Source organism: Pantoea ananatis LMG 2665 (assembly GCF_000710035.2).
GTDB classification, from domain to species: Bacteria; Pseudomonadota; Gammaproteobacteria; order Enterobacterales; family Enterobacteriaceae; genus Pantoea; species Pantoea ananatis.
Window position 1 is genome coordinate 1,033,054 of record NZ_JMJJ01000005.1, and the last position, 18,000, is coordinate 1,051,053.

Annotated in this window: 17 protein-coding genes; 3 read left to right on the forward strand and 14 right to left on the reverse strand. The window is 55.0% G+C overall.

Annotated features, from left to right (window positions below; translation table 11 throughout):
- Positions 1 to 230: 230 nt before the first annotated feature.
- Positions 231 to 4,121, reverse strand: coding sequence for a phosphoribosylformylglycinamidine synthase (gene purL, locus EL29_RS12625; protein ID WP_028715475.1), 3,891 nt, complete (start codon positions 4,119 to 4,121; stop codon positions 231 to 233).
- Positions 4,122 to 4,388: 267 nt separating this feature from the next.
- On the opposite strand from purL, the gene mltF reads away from it, so the two are divergent.
- Entirely contained in the window at positions 4,389 to 5,846 is a 1,458-nt protein-coding gene (gene mltF, locus EL29_RS12630) for a membrane-bound lytic murein transglycosylase MltF (RefSeq protein ID WP_014605261.1), read from the forward strand.
- Here mltF and tadA read toward each other — a convergent pair.
- Together tadA and yfhb are read right to left on the reverse strand one after the other, a co-directional pair.
- Complete coding sequence (gene tadA / locus EL29_RS12635) at positions 5,843 to 6,337, reverse strand: tRNA adenosine(34) deaminase TadA (protein WP_014605260.1); 495 nt, start codon at positions 6,335 to 6,337, stop codon at positions 5,843 to 5,845. The two genes, mltF and tadA, sit on opposite strands and share 4 nt — an antisense overlap.
- A gap of 73 nt (positions 6,338 to 6,410) precedes the next feature.
- Positions 6,411 to 7,049: a phosphatidylglycerophosphatase C gene (gene yfhb, locus EL29_RS12640; protein WP_013026761.1), complete on the reverse strand. Its 639-nt coding sequence runs from the start codon at positions 7,047 to 7,049 to the stop codon at positions 6,411 to 6,413.
- Between the two features lie 155 nt (positions 7,050 to 7,204).
- Between yfhb and EL29_RS12645 the strand changes: the two genes are divergently transcribed.
- The gene (locus EL29_RS12645) at positions 7,205 to 8,044 is read left to right on the forward strand and encodes a MurR/RpiR family transcriptional regulator (RefSeq protein ID WP_014594334.1); all 840 of its coding nucleotides are present in this window, start codon (positions 7,205 to 7,207) and stop codon (positions 8,042 to 8,044) included.
- Positions 8,045 to 8,374: 330 nt separating this feature from the next.
- Positions 8,375 to 8,623, forward strand: a complete 249-nt coding sequence (locus EL29_RS12650) for a YfhL family 4Fe-4S dicluster ferredoxin (RefSeq protein WP_013026763.1) — start codon at positions 8,375 to 8,377, stop codon at positions 8,621 to 8,623.
- Here EL29_RS12650 and acpS read toward each other — a convergent pair.
- The 11 genes from acpS to rpoE form a co-directional block, all read right to left on the reverse strand.
- On the reverse strand, positions 8,620 to 9,000 hold the full coding sequence (gene acpS / locus EL29_RS12655; RefSeq protein ID WP_006120525.1) for a holo-ACP synthase: 381 nt from the start codon (positions 8,998 to 9,000) through the stop codon (positions 8,620 to 8,622). The genes EL29_RS12650 and acpS overlap by 4 nt on opposite strands.
- Positions 9,000 to 9,731, reverse strand: a complete 732-nt coding sequence (gene pdxJ, locus EL29_RS12660) for a pyridoxine 5'-phosphate synthase (RefSeq protein WP_014605257.1) — start codon at positions 9,729 to 9,731, stop codon at positions 9,000 to 9,002. The genes acpS and pdxJ overlap by 1 nt, the downstream gene beginning before the upstream one ends.
- Positions 9,732 to 9,797: 66 nt before the next feature.
- Positions 9,798 to 10,535 carry a DNA repair protein RecO gene (gene recO / locus EL29_RS12665; protein WP_013026765.1) on the reverse strand — a complete coding sequence of 246 codons (738 nt, stop codon included), beginning with the start codon at positions 10,533 to 10,535 and terminating at the stop codon, positions 9,798 to 9,800.
- Between the two features lie 4 nt (positions 10,536 to 10,539).
- Positions 10,540 to 11,445 (reverse strand): GTPase Era, encoded by a 906-nt coding sequence (era, locus tag EL29_RS12670; RefSeq protein WP_013026766.1) that lies wholly within the window; start codon positions 11,443 to 11,445, stop codon positions 10,540 to 10,542.
- Between the two features lie 32 nt (positions 11,446 to 11,477).
- A complete protein-coding gene (gene rnc, locus EL29_RS12675; protein WP_014594336.1) occupies positions 11,478 to 12,158 on the reverse strand; it encodes a ribonuclease III in 681 nt (226 codons plus the stop codon).
- A 130-nt stretch (positions 12,159 to 12,288) separates the two neighbouring features.
- Positions 12,289 to 13,263, reverse strand: coding sequence for a signal peptidase I (lepB, locus tag EL29_RS12680; RefSeq protein WP_014594337.1), 975 nt, complete (start codon positions 13,261 to 13,263; stop codon positions 12,289 to 12,291).
- Between the two features lie 9 nt (positions 13,264 to 13,272).
- On the reverse strand, positions 13,273 to 15,072 hold the full coding sequence (gene lepA / locus EL29_RS12685; protein WP_013026769.1) for a translation elongation factor 4: 1,800 nt from the start codon (positions 15,070 to 15,072) through the stop codon (positions 13,273 to 13,275).
- 219 nt (positions 15,073 to 15,291) lie between these two features.
- On the reverse strand, positions 15,292 to 15,756 hold the full coding sequence (rseC, locus tag EL29_RS12690; RefSeq protein WP_013026770.1) for a SoxR-reducing system protein RseC: 465 nt from the start codon (positions 15,754 to 15,756) through the stop codon (positions 15,292 to 15,294).
- The gene (rseB, locus tag EL29_RS12695) at positions 15,753 to 16,709 is read right to left on the reverse strand and encodes a sigma-E factor regulatory protein RseB (RefSeq protein ID WP_028715476.1); all 957 of its coding nucleotides are present in this window, start codon (positions 16,707 to 16,709) and stop codon (positions 15,753 to 15,755) included. Before rseB ends, rseC begins: the two co-directional genes overlap by 4 nt.
- Complete coding sequence (gene rseA / locus EL29_RS12700; protein WP_014594339.1) at positions 16,709 to 17,362, reverse strand: anti-sigma-E factor RseA; 654 nt, start codon at positions 17,360 to 17,362, stop codon at positions 16,709 to 16,711. Before rseA ends, rseB begins: the two co-directional genes overlap by 1 nt.
- Before the next feature lie 26 nt (positions 17,363 to 17,388).
- A complete protein-coding gene (gene rpoE, locus EL29_RS12705) occupies positions 17,389 to 17,967 on the reverse strand; it encodes an RNA polymerase sigma factor RpoE (RefSeq protein ID WP_006120509.1) in 579 nt (192 codons plus the stop codon).
- Between the last annotated feature and the right edge of the window lie 33 nt (positions 17,968 to 18,000).

The following is an 18,000-nucleotide window of genomic DNA, read 5'->3' on the forward strand; positions in this document are numbered from 1 at the left end:
CAATATCTTGAAAAACCATTTAGCTGACTTTGCTTATTTCAGACTGTCTGGTCCGCTAAAAGTGTCGCCAGATACCAACACAATTTTGCCCTTCCCTTTCAATCTATAAAAATCATAAAGATAGATGTCACCAATCGGCGACAACAAAAGGTGACGTATGTCTCCTTTTGCCAACAAGTGGGGAATAAAAAAGGGAGGCACTCAGGCCTCCCGGTCTTTTTTCACCGTTCTTAACCCAATTGTTTCCGTGCATTGCGGAAAATGCGCATCCAGGGGCTGTCTTCACCCCATTCAGCCGGGTGCCATGAGTTGCTGACCGTGCGGAACACACGCTCTGGATGCGGCATCATAATTGTGACGCGTCCACTTTCATTGGTCACCGCAGTAATACCGTTTGGTGAGCCATTCGGGTTTGCCGGATAGGCTTCCGTCACCTTGCCTGTGTTATCGACATAACGCAGCGCCACCAGCCCTTTCGATTCCAGTGCGGCAAGGTGCGCGCCATCACGCACCTCCACGAAGCCCTCGCCGTGCGATACGGCGATCGGCATACGGGAACCGGCCATGCCATCCAACAGTAACGACGGGCTGGCAGCCACTTCAACCAGGCTGAAGCGTGCTTCAAAACGTTCAGACTGGTTACGGACAAAGCGCGGCCACAGCTCACTACCCGGAATCAATTCACGCAGGTTAGACATCATCTGGCAGCCGTTACACACGCCCAGCGCCAGCGTTTGTGGGCGATGGAAGAACGACTCGAACTGATCGCGTACGCGCGTGTTAAACAGAATGGATTTCGCCCAGCCTTCACCCGCGCCCAATACGTCACCGTAGGAGAAACCGCCACAGGCCACCAGCGCCTGGAAAGGTTCCAGATCGATCCGGCCCGCCAGCAGGTCACTCATATGCACGTCAACCGCCGTAAAACCTGCCCGATCAAAGGCGGCCGCCATTTCCACATGCGAGTTAACGCCCTGCTCGCGCAGCACGGCAACGCGTGGACGCGCGCCCGTCGCAATCATCGGTGCTGCAACGTCTTCGTCTGGCTTAAAGGTCAGGTTAACGTTCAGTCCGGGATCGGTGTCATCCTGCTTTGCCTGATGTTCCTGATCGGCACAGGCCGGGTTATCACGCAGACGCTGCATCTGCCAGGTGGTTTCTGCCCACCAGGTCCGCAAGGTGGTGCGGCTTTCGCTGTAAACCGCGCTGTCGCCTGAGCGAATCACAAAGCGATCGCCCGACTGTGCGCTGCCCAGCACATGGCTGCAGTGCGCCAGGCCATGTTCAGCAAGAATCTGTTCCACGGCTTCGCGATCCGCCGCGTTGATTTGAATTACCGCTCCCAGCTCTTCGGTGAACAGCGCAGCCAGTGCATCGCTGCCCAGCGTCGCGATATCGACCTCAATACCACAGTGACCGGTGAAAGCCATTTCCGCCAGGGTAACCAGCAGGCCGCCGTCTGAGCGGTCATGGTAAGCCAGCAGTTTTTGCTGGCTGACCAGGGCCTGAATGGCATTAAAGAAGCCAGCCAGCTGCGTTGCATCACGGACATCAGCAGGCTTGTCGCCCAGTTGACGATAAACCTGAGCCAGCGCCGTCGCGCCTAAGGTGTTAGCGCCGTTGCCAAGGTCGATTAACAGCAGCAGGTTGTCCCGATCGGCGACCAGCTGTGGCGTCACATTGCGACGTACGTCTTCTACCCTTGCAAAAGCCGTGATCACCAGCGACAGCGGCGAGGTCATTTCGCGCTGTTCGGTGCCTTCCTGCCAGCGGGTTTTCATCGACATGGAGTCTTTACCCACCGGGATAGTGATGCCGAGCGCCGGACACAGTTCCTCACCGACGGCTTTTACAGCGTCATACAGGCCCGCATCTTCCCCCGGATGGCCTGCTGCAGACATCCAGTTAGCCGAGAGTTTCACGCGCTTCAGCGAACCGACCGGCGTCGCGGCCAGGTTCGTCAGCGCTTCACCAACCGCCAGGCGGGCCGAGGCGGCGAAGTCCAGCAGTGCGACAGGCGCACGCTCGCCCAGCGCAAAAGCCTCACCATGATAGCTGTCGAGGCTGGCCGTCGTAACGGCGCAGTTAGCAACCGGGATCTGCCAGGGGCCCACCATCTGATCGCGCGCCACCATGCCGGTTACGCTGCGATCGCCGATGGTGATCAGGAAGGTTTTTTCCGCTACGGTTGGCAAGTGCAGCACACGATTTACCGCGTCCGTCAGCGTAATGCCCTCGCGCTGCAGGGCATCGCCCTTCGCCTGCAGTTTCACCACATCGCGCGTCATTTTCGGGGTTTTGCCCAGCAGGACGTCCAGCGGCATATCAATCGGGCTGTTATCAAAGTGGCTGTCGTTCAGGGTCAGGTGCTGCTCTTCAGTGGCTTCACCAATCACCGCATACGGCGCACGTTCGCGCTGACAAATGGCAGCAAACTCGGCCAGCTTTTCAGGGGCAACGGCCATCACATAGCGCTCTTGTGATTCGTTACACCAGACTTCAAGCGGGCTCATTCCCGGTTCATCACTCAGGATGTCGCGCAGGTTGAAGCGACCGCCGCGTCCACCGTCGCTGACCAGTTCCGGCATGGCGTTGGACAGGCCGCCCGCGCCCACATCGTGGATAAACAGAATCGGGTTGTCATCGCCCCGTTGCCAGCAACGGTCGATCACTTCCTGGCAGCGACGCTCCATTTCAGGGTTGTCACGCTGCACCGATGCAAAGTCGAGATCCGCATCGGACTGGCCTGATGCCATGGATGATGCCGCACCGCCGCCCAGGCCGATATTCATCGCCGGCCCGCCCAGCACGACCAGTTTGGCCCCGACGGTGATTTCACCTTTCTGAACGTGGTCCGCACGAATGTTTCCGATGCCGCCAGCCAGCATAATGGGCTTGTGGTAGCCGCGCAGTTCAGTCCCGTTGTGGCTGTTAACCTGCTCTTCATAGGTCCGGAAGTAGCCGTTTAAGGCCGGACGACCAAATTCGTTGTTAAAGGCTGCGCCGCCCAGTGGGCCTTCGGTCATAATATCCAGCGCGCTGACGATGCGCGCTGGCTTGCCAAAATCCTCCTCCCAGGGCTGTTCGAAGCCGGGGATGCGCAGGTTCGACACCGAGAACCCGACCAGGCCCGCTTTCGGCTTGGCACCGCGCCCCGTGGCACCTTCATCACGAATTTCACCGCCGGAGCCGGTTGCCGCGCCAGGCCAGGGCGAAATCGCGGTTGGGTGGTTGTGCGTTTCAACCTTCATCAGAATGTGCGCGGCTTCCTGGTGATAGGCGTACTCACCCTTTTCTGCGTCCGCGAAGAAGCGACCGACCTCCGAGCCTTCCATTACCGCCGCGTTATCTTTATAGGCTGACAGAACATAATCCGGCGTTTGCTCGAAGGTGTTCTTAATCATTTTAAACAGTGATTTAGGCTGTTTTTCGCCGTCGATGATCCAGTCAGCATTAAAGATTTTGTGGCGACAGTGCTCAGAGTTCGCCTGGGCAAACATATAAAGTTCAATGTCGTTCGGATTGCGTCCCAGCCGGGTAAAGGCCGCCAGCAGGTAGTCAATTTCATCGTCGGCCAGCGCCAGGCCGAGCGTCATATTGGCCTGAACCAGCGCCTGACGGCCCTCACCCAGCACATCAACGCTTTTGACCGGCTGAGGTTCATGGTGAGCAAACAGCTGCTCAGCCTCGCTGAAATCGCTGTAAACCGTTTCCATCATGCGGTCGTGCAGCAGTGCGGAGAGCGTTTGCCATTGGCTTTCAGAAAGCTGAGGTGCCTGGACATAAAAGGCCATGCCTCGTTCCAGACGACGCACCTGCGACAGATCGCAGTTATGAGCAATGTCTGTGGCTTTTGATGACCACGGCGATATCGTACCAGGACGTGGCGTGACCAGAATTAAACGCCCTTGTGGCGCATGTTCAGCGAGAGAAGGACCGTACTTGAGCAGGCGCTGCAGACGGGATTTTTCATCCTCACTCAGCGGCGCGCTGACATCGGCAAAATGGACGTACTCAGCGTAAATATCACTCACCGGCAGATGAGCGTCCTGAAAGCGGGCCAGCAATTTGTTTACACGAAATGCCGACAGGGCGGGCGAACCACGCAGAATTTCCATCATAAGATCTCTCGTCTTCGAAGCGCCGGGCGACGCTTCATTGGGCGCAACAGGGGAAAACGGGGCGTATTATAAAGAAACCCACTCCGCGACGAAACCGTTTGCGCAAAATTTATGGCCATCAAGATTTGCCTGAAATTTGCGCAAAAATTGCTTTATAAGTTGCTCTGCCGGTGTTTGTTGCGCAAAATGCCCCTCGCTCTGGGAGTTAAAACAAGATCAATACTGCCTTAAAAGACAGAGGCCTTGGAGCCATCGAGAGATAACTATTTGAAACGCCTAAAATTTAATTATCTGGTTATCGGTCTGCTTACCGTGCTGCTGGCTCTGGCACTGTGGCCGTCTATTCCCTGGTACGGGGGAGGACAAGATACGATTTCACAGATTAAATCACGGGGAGTGCTACGCGTCAGTACCGTAAACTCGCCGTTGACTTACTACACCGTGAATAAAGCACCGGCCGGGATGGACTACGAGCTGGCGAAGCGTTTTGCCGATTATCTGGGCGTTAAGCTTGATATAACGGTGCGCGCCAACCTCAGCGATCTGTTCGATGCGCTCGACGACGGCAAAGCGGATCTGCTGGCGGCAGGTCTGATTTATAACGATGAGCGTTTGTCGCGTTATCAGATCGGTCCGGGCTACTACAGCGTTTCGCAGCAGCTGGTCTATCGCGTGGACAAACCGCGGCCAAAAAACCTGGGTGACTTAAAGGGGCGGCTGGTTGTTGCCTCTGGATCGGCTTATCTGTCGACGCTTAAAAACGCCCGGGCGAATCACTATCCCGATCTCGACTGGGCCATTTCGACCGATCAAAGTCCGAAAGCCCTGCTGGAAGCCGTGGCTGAGGGCAAGCTGGATTATACGATTGGCGATTCCGTGACGATTGCCCTGCTTCAGCGCATTCATCCCCAACTGGCTGTGGCTTTCGACGTCACCGATGAAGAACCGGTAACGTGGTATTTACCGCACGAAAGCGATGACAGCCTGAACGCCGCCATGCTGGATTTCTTTAACAGCATGGGAGAAGAAGGGGCGATGGCAAGACTTGAAGAGAAATATCTCGGTCACGTCGGCACCTTCGACTACGTGGATACCCGCACCTTCCTGCGCTCCATTGATAACGTGCTGCCCGATATAAAACCCCTGTTTGAAAAGTACGCCAAAAATATCGACTGGCGGCTGCTGGCGGCGATCTCCTATCAGGAGTCGCACTGGAATCCGCAGGCGACGTCGCCTACCGGCGTCCGCGGCATGATGATGTTAACGCGGAATACCGCTGACAGCGTTGACGTAGGTGACCGTACCGATCCTGAGCAGAGCATCCGTGGCGGCAGCGAGTATCTGCAAAACATGATGGAAAAGGTGCCACAAACGATTCCGGAAGATGAGCGTATCTGGTTTGCCCTGGCGGCCTATAACATGGGCTATGCGCATATGCTGGATGTGCGTAAGCTCACGGCTAAACAGGGTGGAAATCCCGACAGCTGGGCAGATGTTAAACTGCGGCTACCCATGTTGAGCCAGAAGCGCTACTACTCACAAACCACCTATGGCTATGCACGCGGGCAGGAAGCCTATAATTACGTGGAGAATATCCGCAAATATGAAATTAGCCTGGTGGGCTATTTGCAGGAGCAGGAAAAACGCATTGCCCAACAGGCGGCCCTGGAGGCAGAGCTGGGCAAAGGTTATCCTGCCGTCACGCCTGAGGTGGCAATGAATTAACTTTCGCGCTGCGCCTGACGCAACGCTTTTTGTTGCTGGCGGCGCATGCGGAAAAAGTCGCTCAGCATTGCCGCGCACTCCTCTTCCAGCACTCCCTGATGCAGCGCCACCTGATGATTCATTCCCGGATGTCCCAGAATATCAATCAGTGAGCCGGCTGCGCCGGTTTTTACATCGTGCGCGCCATAAACCAGACGGCCAATGCGACTGTGCACCATCGCGCCCGCACACATAATGCAGGGTTCCAGCGTGACGTAAAGCGTGGTATTGAGCAGGCGATAATTCTCCAGCACTTTCCCGCCCTGACGTAAGGCCATGATCTCCGCATGGGCGGTGGGATCGTGCTGCCCGATAGGCCGGTTCCAGCCCTCGCCTATCACCCGATCGCCCTGAACCAGCACCGCACCGACCGGCACCTCGCCCTGCTCCCATGCGCGCTGCGCCAGCGTAAGCGCCCGGCGCATCCAGTATTCATCTTGTTCTTGAGTCACGCAGACCACTCCCGGCAGCAAAAAAGCGGCGCATTATAACCATCGAATCCGTAAAACCGAAGCGTGACAGCGGTTATTCCAGCTGTTGTAATTCGCCACCCGGGGTGACGCGCCAGCGATGCTGGCAGAAGAACAGCAGCGGGTTATCCTGTTTGCTGTCGCTGTAACCGCTATACAGCTGTAAGGGCGTGCCGATTTGCTCTTCAAGCTGCACCACTTTTTCATGGCCGAGACAGCGCATTTTCAATATGCGTCCGCCTAAACCGGGCTGCATCTGGCTGGCGATGAGCTTCACCCTTGGTAGAAATGCGGAGTCGTAATAGACCTGCTCCACCAGCGACTGCGGTGAGCCCGTAATCAGCCATACATCGGCATCATCGCTACTAAGGTATTCACTGAGTCGTTTCTGCACCACGGGAAATGCTTTAACGCGTTGTCGAAACCACTGCGCGAATTCGGCTTCCAGCCGCAGCAGTGTGGCTTCAGAGCGGCCAAAGGTGATCGACCACAGCAGCAAACTCATCGGCCAGCGCGCGGCGCGTCCCTTAAACAATAAACCCGCGCCCACAACCGGCAGCAACGGCACCACCAGCAGCAGATTAAGCGGCTTGCGGCGCAGCAGATAGCGCATGAAGGTGCCAAACATGTCCTGTTGGTGCAATGTGCCATCAAGGTCGAAAAACACCACGCGACGTTGTATATCGTTGGTCAAACAACACTCCTTTTTACCTAATTGGCATCAACAGCCTCTATTGTAGTCATCTTCGTCCAACGAGGCGATGGCTGTCATTTTTTATTCCAGTGACTACAATGCGCATAGAATCATTTATTCCATGCGGAACATCCGCTAAATCATAAGGATTGAGCATGAGTTCATTGCTGCGCATTCGCCAGCTTTATCCCTCTCTGGCGCTGAACGAGCGTCGGCTGGCGGATTTTTTACTGTCACAACCGGATCGGGCACGGCATCTGAGTTCACAAAAGCTGGCGGAAGAATCCGGGGTCAGCCAGTCGAGCGTGGTTAAATTCGCACAAAAACTGGGATACAAAGGCTTTCCGGCTCTTAAGCTGGCGCTGAGTGAATCGCTGGCGGATAAAGATGCCATCACCGTGCACAACCAGATCCTGAGCGACGATCCGCTCAAAGCCGTGGGTGAAAAATTACTCACGGAGAAGCTCTCTGCGATTCGCGCCACGCTGGATATCAACAGTGAAGAGAAATTAAACGCCGTCCTGCAGTTGCTCAAGCGCGCACGCCGCATTTTGCTGGTCGGCATTGGCGCGTCCGGCCTGGTGGCAAAGGATTTTTCATGGAAGCTGATGAAAATTGGTATCAATGCGGTGGCGGAACAGGATATGCACGCGCTGCTGGCCAGTGTTCAGGCCATGTCATCTGGCGATGTGCTGCTGGCGATCTCCTACACCGGCGAACGACGTGAAATCAACCTTGCCGCTCAGGAAGCCGTTCGCGTAGGGGCGGATGTGCTGGCCTTTACCGGTTTTACGCCTAACACATTGCAGCAGTGCGCCACCCATTGCCTGTACACCGTGGCAGAAGAGCAGAGCACGCGCAGCGCCGCCATCTCATCTACCACCGCGCAGCTGGCGTTGACCGACCTGCTGTTTATGGCCCTGGTGCAGAACGATCCTGAGCGAGCATCCAGCCATATTCGTCACAGCGAAGCTCTGGTTAAGAAACTGATCTAGGCAGGGCGAATCGACATAACCGGACAAGAGGCCAGCCAGGCTGGCCTCAATGCTCAAGTGCTGAATGGCGCATTGCGGTTGCAATAACGCGCTGAGCGGCGAGATAAACACGGCGGCAACAACACTTCGTTTACCTGCATCATTTTTGTGATAAACAAAATATGCTACTGTCCTGCCGGCTGTCAGCAGGTGAAAAACAGCCAGAGTAAGGACGTCTCGCTGCCCTGTTTGGGACCGAACGTCTGAAGTAAGGTGCTGGCCCGTTCTCTGCGATGAACGTTGCCCGATACAGCAGCACGACCACAACGATGCCTTGATTAAGAAGCCGCGATGTCTCTACTGATTACCGAACGATGCATTAACTGCGATATGTGCGAACCTGAATGCCCGAACCAGGCGATTGCGATGGGTGAGGCAATCTATGAAATTGATGTGAGTCGCTGCACGGAGTGCGTGGGTCATTACGATCTTCCAACCTGTCAGCGCGTTTGCCCGATTGATAACACGATCGTCATTGATCCACAGCACATCGAATCACGCGATGCGCTGTGGGATAAGTTTGTGCAGCTGCACGGTTAACTTTCGATGATCACCGTTGCGCAAGCATAGTGACGCTCATCTGCCAGCGTGACATGCACATGCTGCACGCCAAGACGTTGCGCCACCTCGGCGGCATGATCGAAGAAACGCAGCAGCGGTTTACCCAGCGCGTCGTTATAAACTTCGAACTGGTTAAAAGCCAGCCCGCCCCGAATGCCGGTACCAAAGGCTTTTGCCGCCGCCTCTTTAACCGCAAAACGTTTGGCCAGGAAACGAACCGGCTGACGGTGCTGTTGATATTGCTGCCACTCGGCCTCGCTCAGGACACGCCGCGCCAGACGATCGCCTGAACGTGAAATCACATCGGCAATGCGTTCTATTTCGACGATATCGCTGCCCAGTCCCAGGATAGCCATTAGCGACGCGCTTCTCGCAGCAGTGCTTTCATGGCTTTCACCGCCTCAGGCAGACCACTCATCACGGCACGTCCAATAATCGCATGACCGATATTCAGCTCATGCATTTCCGGCAGGGCGGCGATTGGCAGTACGTTGTGGTAAGTCAGCCCATGACCGGCGTTAACTTTTAACCCACGGCTGGCAGCAAAGGTGGCGGCCTGACGGATACGTGCCAGCTCAGCGTCGCGCGCTGGGCCTTCAGGCGCTTCAGCATAGGCACCGGTATGAATTTCAATATAGGGCGCGCCGCTGGTCACCGCCGCCTCGATTTGGCGGTGATCGGGATCGATAAACAGGGACACCAGAATGCCCGCTTCGCTGAGCTGTTTCACCGCGGCGTTCAGCTTCTCCTGCTGGCCCGCGACGTCCAGTCCGCCTTCGGTGGTGACTTCCTCGCGCTTTTCCGGCACCAGGCAGCAGAAATGCGGTTTGATTTCACAGGCGATAGCCAGCATCTCCTCGGTCACGGCCATTTCGAGATTCATGCGCGTTTCAATGGTATCGCGCAGGATGCGCACATCCCTGTCGGTAATGTGGCGACGATCTTCGCGCAGGTGCACGGTAATGCCGTCTGCACCCGCCTGTTCGGCGATAAACGCCGCCTGTACCGGATCGGGATAATGGGTTCCACGCGCATTGCGAACGGTAGCGATATGGTCGATATTCACGCCTAACAGTAACTCAGCCATGACAATCCTCGGTTCATTATGGTCATTGCGTTGAGTGTACCGCGCAGAGATAAGGCCAGGCTACGGTCAGTGCTCTGTCTCGTCAGAAATAGTGGGCTTTTTTTTCGGGGTAAACTGGCGAAAAAGCTCCTGGCTTTTTAGCGGCTTACCGCCCAGGTAGGGTTTGAGGGCCATACGCGTGAAACGTTTGGCTGCGCGCAAGGTTTCTGCATCCGGGAATTCACGGGTAAACAGCGCCTGCAGTTCACGCCCGGTGAAGCTACGCTGGTTCAGCACCAGGCTGGCAATAAAGCCTTTCTCTTCACGGTAGCTGTAGGTCATGGCTTCGCTGACCGGTTCACCGCTGCCCGCACAGTGCAGGAAGTCTACGCCGTAACCCAAATGCCCCAGCAGCGCCAGCTCAAAACGGCGCAGCGCAGGCTCTGGTGATCCTTCGCCTGCCGCCAGCATCTGAATGCATTGCAGGTAGTCGAAAAACAGTTCAGAGAAGGGAATGTGCTGTTCCAGTACCCGAGATAACAGCTCGTTAACGTACAGGCCGCAGTATAGCGTGATGCCACTGAGAGGTAATGCCAGGGAGACCGCTTCAGCGTTGCGCAGGGTTTTGACTTCCCCACGCCCGCTCCAGCGCACCAGTAAAGGCGTGAAAGGTTGTAAGGTGCCTTTCAGTTGGGAACGCCGTGAACGTGCCCCTTTTGCCAGAACACGTACGCGGCCTTCACTTTCACTAAACAGATCAAGCAGCAGGCTGGTCTCGCTGAAAGGACGACTATGCAGCACAAAGGCGCGTTGCCAGCCTTCCATTTAATCAGAGATCGTCTGTGTAACCCAGGCTGCGCAGCGCACGTTCGTCGTCCGCCCAGCCGGATTTAACTTTGACCCACAGTTCGAGATGCACTTTCGCATCGAACATCTCTTCCATGTCTTTACGGGCTTCAATACCGATGGTTTTGATTTTGGCGCCTTTGTTGCCAATCACCATTTTCTTCTGCCCTTCACGCTCGACCAAGATCAGACCGTTGATGTCATAACCGCCGCGCGCATTCGACACGAACTGTTCGATTTCAACCGTGACCGAGTAAGGCAGTTCAGCGCCCAGAAAACGCATCAGCTTTTCACGGATGATTTCTGAGGCCATAAAGCGCTGAGAGCGATCGGTAATGTAATCTTCCGGGAAGTGATGGTCAGATTCCGGCAGATGCTTACGGGCAATGGCGGCGATGGTATCCACATTTTTACCGGTTTCTGCTGAAATCGGCACGATATCGATAAAGTTCATCTGCTGGCTCAGGAACTGCAGGTGCGGCAGCAGAATACTTTTGTCCTGAATATTGTCGACTTTATTGATCGCCAGCAGCACGGGCACTTTGCCATCGCGCAGCTTATTTAATACCATTTCGTCATCCGGCGTCCAGCGCGTGCCGTCCACCACAAAGATGATGAGTTCAACGTCACCGATAGAACTGCTGGCAGCACGGTTCATCAGGCGGTTAATCGCCCGTTTCTCTTCCATGTGCAGGCCTGGCGTATCCACATAGATCGCCTGGTAGGCGCCTTCCGTATGGATACCCATAATGCGGTGACGAGTGGTTTGCGGCTTACGCGACGTAATCGAAACCTTCTGCCCCAGCAACTGGTTGAGTAAGGTGGATTTACCGACGTTGGGTCGGCCAACTATCGCGACAAAGCCGCTGTATGTAACGTTTTCGCTCATTCGAATCCTGAGGTTTTAGCGCCGGGATAATACTATTCCAGACCAAGTTTAATCAGCGCCTGTTCGGCGGCTGCTTGTTCGGCTTTACGGCGGCTGGAGCCTACGCCCACCACCGGTTCTGCCATGCCACTCACCTGACAGTGAATGGTGAATTCCTGATCGTGGGCTTCGCCACGTACCTGCACGACTAAGTAACTGGGTAGTGGCAGATGCCGGCCTTGCAGATACTCCTGCAGGCGCGTTTTGGGATCTTTTTGTTTGTCACCCGGACTGATTTCGTCCAGGCGCGTCTGATACCAGTCGAGGATCAGTTTTTCCACCGTCTGAATATCACTGTCGAGGAAAACGCCGCCAATCAGCGCTTCGACGGTGTCCGCCAGAATGGACTCACGGCGAAAGCCCCCGCTTTTTAATTCACCGGGGCCTAAGCGCAGGCATTCTCCCAAATCGAACTCGCGCGCCATCTCTGCCAGCGTATTTCCCCTGACCAGGGTTGCACGCATACGGCTCATATCCCCTTCATCCACGCGTGGAAAACGGTGATAGAGCGCGTTAGCAATCACATAGCTGAGAATGGAATCGCCTAAAAACTCAAGACGTTCGTTATGTTTACTGCTGGCGCTTCGATGGGTCAGGGCCTGCTGTAAAAGTTCAGAATGTGTAAAAGTGTAGCCCAGTTTGCGCTGAAGCTTGTTAATCAAGATGGGGTTCATGCGATTCCAGTTCTGTTTTGCGTCTGTCACTCTGCATACCAAACAGGGCTGGAGAACCAACTCATTCTGTTTGGTGTGCAGTGGCCCCCACCTGGAGGGCCACCCTTTTCACCTGACTGTCAGGCTATGGTTAGTGGATACCACCGATACGACTGAGTCGTACGCCGGTTGGCCACTGACCTTCTTGTTTTTCGAAACTCATCCAGATGGCGACCGCTTTACCCACCAGGTTACGCTCGGGAACAAAGCCCCAGTAGCGGCTGTCGGCGCTGTTATCGCGGTTATCACCCATCATGAAATATTGCCCCTGCGGCACGACCCAGCTGGCCTGCGGCTGGCCGGGCTGCTGATAGTACATGCTCGCCTGGCTTTGTGCTTCTGTCACCAACAGGATGTCATGCGTTACATCGCCCAGGGTTTCTTTGCGCGTGGCCAGACGTAATCCCCCCCGCATGGTGTCATTCAGCGGTAGCTGATAGAAACCGTTACCCGCTTCGTTACCATCAAACCCGCTAAACGTTTGAACAAATTTGCTGGGTTCAATATTGCTATAGGTGACGGGCAGCGCTTTGCTACAGGGCTTGCCGTTATCGCAGGCCGGATTAATGGTCAGCGTTTTACTGTACGGATCGTAGGTCACCCGATCGCCAGGCAGACCGATCACGCGCTTGATGTAATCCAGGCTGGGATCCTTCGGGTATTTAAACACCGCGATATCGCCCCGTTTTGGATGCCCGGTAGGGATCAGCGTCGTTTGCGTAATGGGATCTTTAATGCCATACGCAAACTTTTCGACCAGAATAAAGTCACCAATTAGCAGGGTTGGCATCATAGAGCCGGACGGGATCTGGAATGGCTCATACACAAACGAGCGCACAAAGAACACCACGGCCAGCACCGGAAACACCGATGCGGCGGTTTCAATCCAGCCCGGTTTAGGGGCCATCTTCGCCAGCGCTTTGCTGTCGAGTGTTCCGCCCGCCTGAGCCTGCGCCGCCGCCTGCAACGCACGGCGCTTTGGTGCCCACTTAATACGATCGATCACCCAAAGAATGCCGGTAATCAACGTCGCTATCGCCAGTATCAGGGCGAACATATTAGCCATTTGAGATCCTTATTTGCTGTCTTTTCCGACATGCAGAATGGCGAGGAATGCTTCCTGCGGCAGCTCAACGTTACCGACCTGCTTCATTCGCTTCTTACCATCTTTCTGCTTCTGCAACAGCTTTTTCTTACGACTGACGTCACCGCCGTAACACTTGGCGAGTACGTTCTTACGTAGCTGTTTAACGGTTGAGCGAGCGATAATGTGGTTGCCAATTGCCGCCTGAATCGCAATATCAAACTGCTGACGTGGGATGAGCTCTTTCATTTTCTCAACCAGATCACGTCCACGGTAAGGTGCGTTTTCACGGTGGGTAATCAGCGCCAGCGCATCAACACGTTCTGAGTTAATCAGAACGTCAACGCGCACCATGTCAGAGGCCTGAAAACGTTTAAAATTGTAGTCCAGTGAGGCATAACCCCGAGACGTTGATTTCAGACGGTCAAAGAAGTCGAGAACCACTTCCGCCATCGGAATCTCATAGGTCAGCGCCACCTGGTTGCCGTGGTAAACCATGTTGGTCTGAACGCCACGTTTCTCGATGCACAGCGTGATGACGTTGCCCAGGTATTCCTGCGGCAGCAGCATATGACACTCGGCAATGGGTTCGCGCAGCTCTTCAATATTATTAAGCGGTGGCAGCTTCGAAGGGCTGTCCACGTAGACGACTTCACCGCTTGTGGTTTCCACTTCGTACACCACCGTCGGCGCGGTCGTAATCAGATCCAGATCGTATTCGCGTTCCAGACGTTCCTGAATGATCTCCATGTGCAGCAGCCCAAGGAAGCCACAGCGGAAACCAAAGCCCAGCGCCGTTGAGCTTTCTGGCTCGTAGAACAGCGAGGCATCGTTCAGGCTCAGCTTGCCCAACGCATCACGGAACGCTTCGTAATCATCAGAACTGATGGGGAACAGACCGGCATAAACCTGCGGCTTCACTTTTTTAAAGCCGGGTAAGGCTTTATCCGCAGGGTTGCGTGCCGTGGTCAGCGTATCGCCCACGGGTGCGCCAAGAATGTCTTTGATGGCGCACACCAGCCAGCCGACTTCACCGCAGTTCAGCTCGGTACGGTCAACCTGCTTCGGCGTGAAGATACCCAGACGGTCAGCATTGTAGACCTGCCCGGTGCTCAGCACCTTGATTTTGTCGCCTTTGCGCATAGTGCCGTTTTTCACGCGCACCAGCGATACAACGCCGAGGTAGTTATCAAACCAGGAGTCAATAATCAGCGCCTGCAAAGGGGCGTCCGGATCGCCCTCTGGTGCCGGGATGTCGCGAACTAAACGCTCCAGCACTTCAGGTACGCCCACGCCAGTTTTGGCTGAGCAACGCACGGCGTCGGTCGCGTCAATGCCTACGATGTCTTCGATTTCCTGCGCGGCACGATCGGGATCGGCGGCTGGCAAATCGATCTTATTCAGCACCGGCACTACTTCCAGATCCATCTCAATCGCGGTGTAGCAGTTGGCCAGGGTTTGTGCTTCAACGCCCTGTCCGGCATCAACCACCAGCAGTGCGCCTTCACAGGCGGCCAGTGAGCGGGAAACCTCATACGAGAAGTCAACGTGTCCCGGCGTGTCGATGAAATTGAGCTGGTAAGTTTCGCCGTCTTTTGCTTTGTAATCGAGCGTTACGCTCTGCGCCTTAATAGTAATGCCACGTTCACGCTCCAGGTCCATTGAGTCAAGAACCTGCGCGGCCATCTCGCGATCGGTTAATCCCCCGCAAATCTGAATTAAGCGGTCAGAGAGCGTGGATTTACCGTGGTCAATATGGGCGATGATGGAGAAATTTCTTATGTGCTTCATTTATAGGAATATCTTCACGTAGAGAATCAGTTAGAAACCTGAGCACAGACACATTCAGGAAGATCGCTCTTAACCCACAATCCTGTCAGCCTCATTAATGACGACGCATATTACACTGTTAAGGCCGCGCATAAAAGAATGGAACGTTGTGGAAGCGAAACAGTTTTTGGCGAGGCGCCATAATGACAGAAGCCGCAGCAAGTGCGGCTTGAGTGAGGATCAGGCTTCGCTTTCAACGCGCAGTGCATCCGGCGGCAAAGCGATGTTCAAAATAACGGGCTGGAATGCCTCGCGATCGCCAAATTTCATCGAAATACCTTTGGCCACGATGAAGCCCCCCACGCCGCCTAACAGCGCGCCGCAGGCCGCAGCGAGGTCGCTACCAAACAGCGCCTGAAACAGGCCGGCAAACAGGAACAGGCCAAACAGAGGCGTCATATAAACCAGCAGCGCGGAACCCAGCAGGCTGCTCTCTTTGATACCGAGTTCAACACGCTGGCCCGGCGTCAACGGCTTGCTGCTGGCGATCTGCATCACGTGCGCGTTCTTTGGCCCCAGCTTATTCAGCATATGGCTACCGCAGCCTTTACGTGCCTGACAGCTGTTGCAGGACGTTTTAGCTTCAGTGTGCAGCGTGGCGATGCCATCCTGCCATGCCACCACAGTGGCCCATTCTCTCATCATTTTTTTGCCCCGAATTCGACGCTGTCTGCGATACGTTTGGCCGTCACGGGCGGTAGTTCGCCGACGACCGTAATTTCGTTATTATCGCGTATTACGGTTTGCACCGTACGACGTCCCGTGCGCAATGTCTGTGCGGTGCTGTTTTTATCTGCCGGAGTGACATTGACCGCAAAGCTAAACAGGCCATCGCTGTAGAGCCGTGATTCAACCGATTTATTTAACGCGGGAATGGTGCGACGGCTTTGCGAGACCAGCGTCATGCCGGCGGGGAGCCAGGCGGGCTGCCAGTCTAACGAAACGTTATCGGTTTTAGTTAACGACAGCGACGGCGGCAAATTCGCTTTCTCCAGCCCCTGCATCAGATTGCGAACGCCATCGTCCACCGCGAAGCTGATAACGCGAAACTGCTCCATCGTTTCACCATCCCGGTCAAGCAAATCGACCCGGAGCGGCAGCTTGGTATCCACGTCCAGCCAGACAACGTAGCTGTAGCGCGTGCCATCGCGTGAAACGATGCGCACTACGTCGCACATCTGGTCGGCAATGCGTGAACGGCCCACGGTGATAAAATCGTAGGCGGTATCCAGCTTGCTAAAATCGGCGTAAATAATGGACGGTAGCGCATCCACAATGTGGTTGCCCGGTAGCGAGAAAGGCTCAATGCCAGGTTCAAAATAGCTGATGTCGTTGCCGCGTTGAATCACTTCACGACGCGGACCGTCCATCTGCAGCACCTGCGCATAAACGCGATCGTCGATAACCGCATGACGATAGCGCAGAGATTCCATGCCAAGGCGGGAAACGTTAATGTAGGCGAATTCGTAGTTGAGGGTCTGGCTTGCCTGCTCCATCTGCTGCAATAACGCCCCAGACGCAGAAACCTGCGCTGGGGAGGCAGATGACCACAACAGGCTGCCTGCCAAAAGGCTGACGGCATACCATAGCGGCTTCATTACTGCTGCTGCATTCCTAATGACTGATTACCAGGGACATTGGCCTGCGCTTGTTTAGGCGCATTGGTTTCGAACTGCAGCTGATCTGCATGCAGGCGACGCTGGAGTTCATAGTCCTGCAGCATGGCATTCACGCGACGACGTTGATCCTGCACCTGCTGAGTCGCATTACCGTTGCCAAAGGCATCAGATGGCACGCCAAGGCTCACGGGAGAGGCTTTACCCATGACAGGTAAGGTGTTGAAGACCGGCGAATCAGAACTTTCGACGCTGCCGCTACCCGGTTGGTTATAGTGCTGAACGCCAACGATAACAGCCAGGGAAACACAGGCGGCGACACCAACCTGGGTAATCTGTGCCGCCCACGGGCGAGCTTTATGCCAGAACGGCATTTTTTCCCAGCGAGAAGGTTCGGGCTGTGCTTCGGGGATCAAGGTTGTGACGTTGCGCTGAGGCTCTTTTTCAATCGCAGCAGCGACGCGTGCAGCAATGTCAAAATGCAGGTGCTCGCCCACGTCACCGCGCATGGTATCGCGGATAAGATGGTAGCGTTCCCAGCTTTTTTGTAATTCTGCGTCTTTAGACAGCGCTGAAAACAGCTCACTGTCTAAAGCCTCACCATCCATTAAAGCGGAAAGTTTTTCTTTCTGCATGCCTAATACCCTTCCAGTAGCCGTTATCACTGACGTTGGATAAGCGGTTGAACTTTATTATCAATGGCCTCACGTGCACGGAAGATACGGGACCTGACCGTGCCCACCGGGCAATCCATAATGACGGCGATCTCTTCATAGCTCAGACCGTCAAGTTCCCTGAGGGTAATTGCCATTCGCAAGTCCTCAGGAAGCGCCTCAATGGTACGAAAGACGATTTGTTTCAGTTCATCTGACAACATTAAGTTCTCAGGGTTCGAAATTTCTTTCAATGCGCCCGCACTTTCGAAGTTTTCAGCATCAATTGCATCAACATCACTGGAAGGCGGGCGACGCCCCTGAGCGACCAAATAATTTTTTGCTGTATTCACTGCTATACGATACAGCCAGGTGTAAAACGCGCTATCGCCCCGGAATGAGTCCAGCGCACGATAAGCCTTAATAAATGATTCCTGAACGACATCAGGCACATCGCCTGAAGGGACATATCGTGAGACCAGGCTCGCCACTTTATGCTGGTAACGAATTACCAGTAAGTTAAACGCCTTTTGATCCCCCTTCTGAACCCGTTCAACAAGAACCTGGTCCGCTAACTGCTCGCTCATCCGAGGTAATGTCTCCCCAAATACTTTCTTATG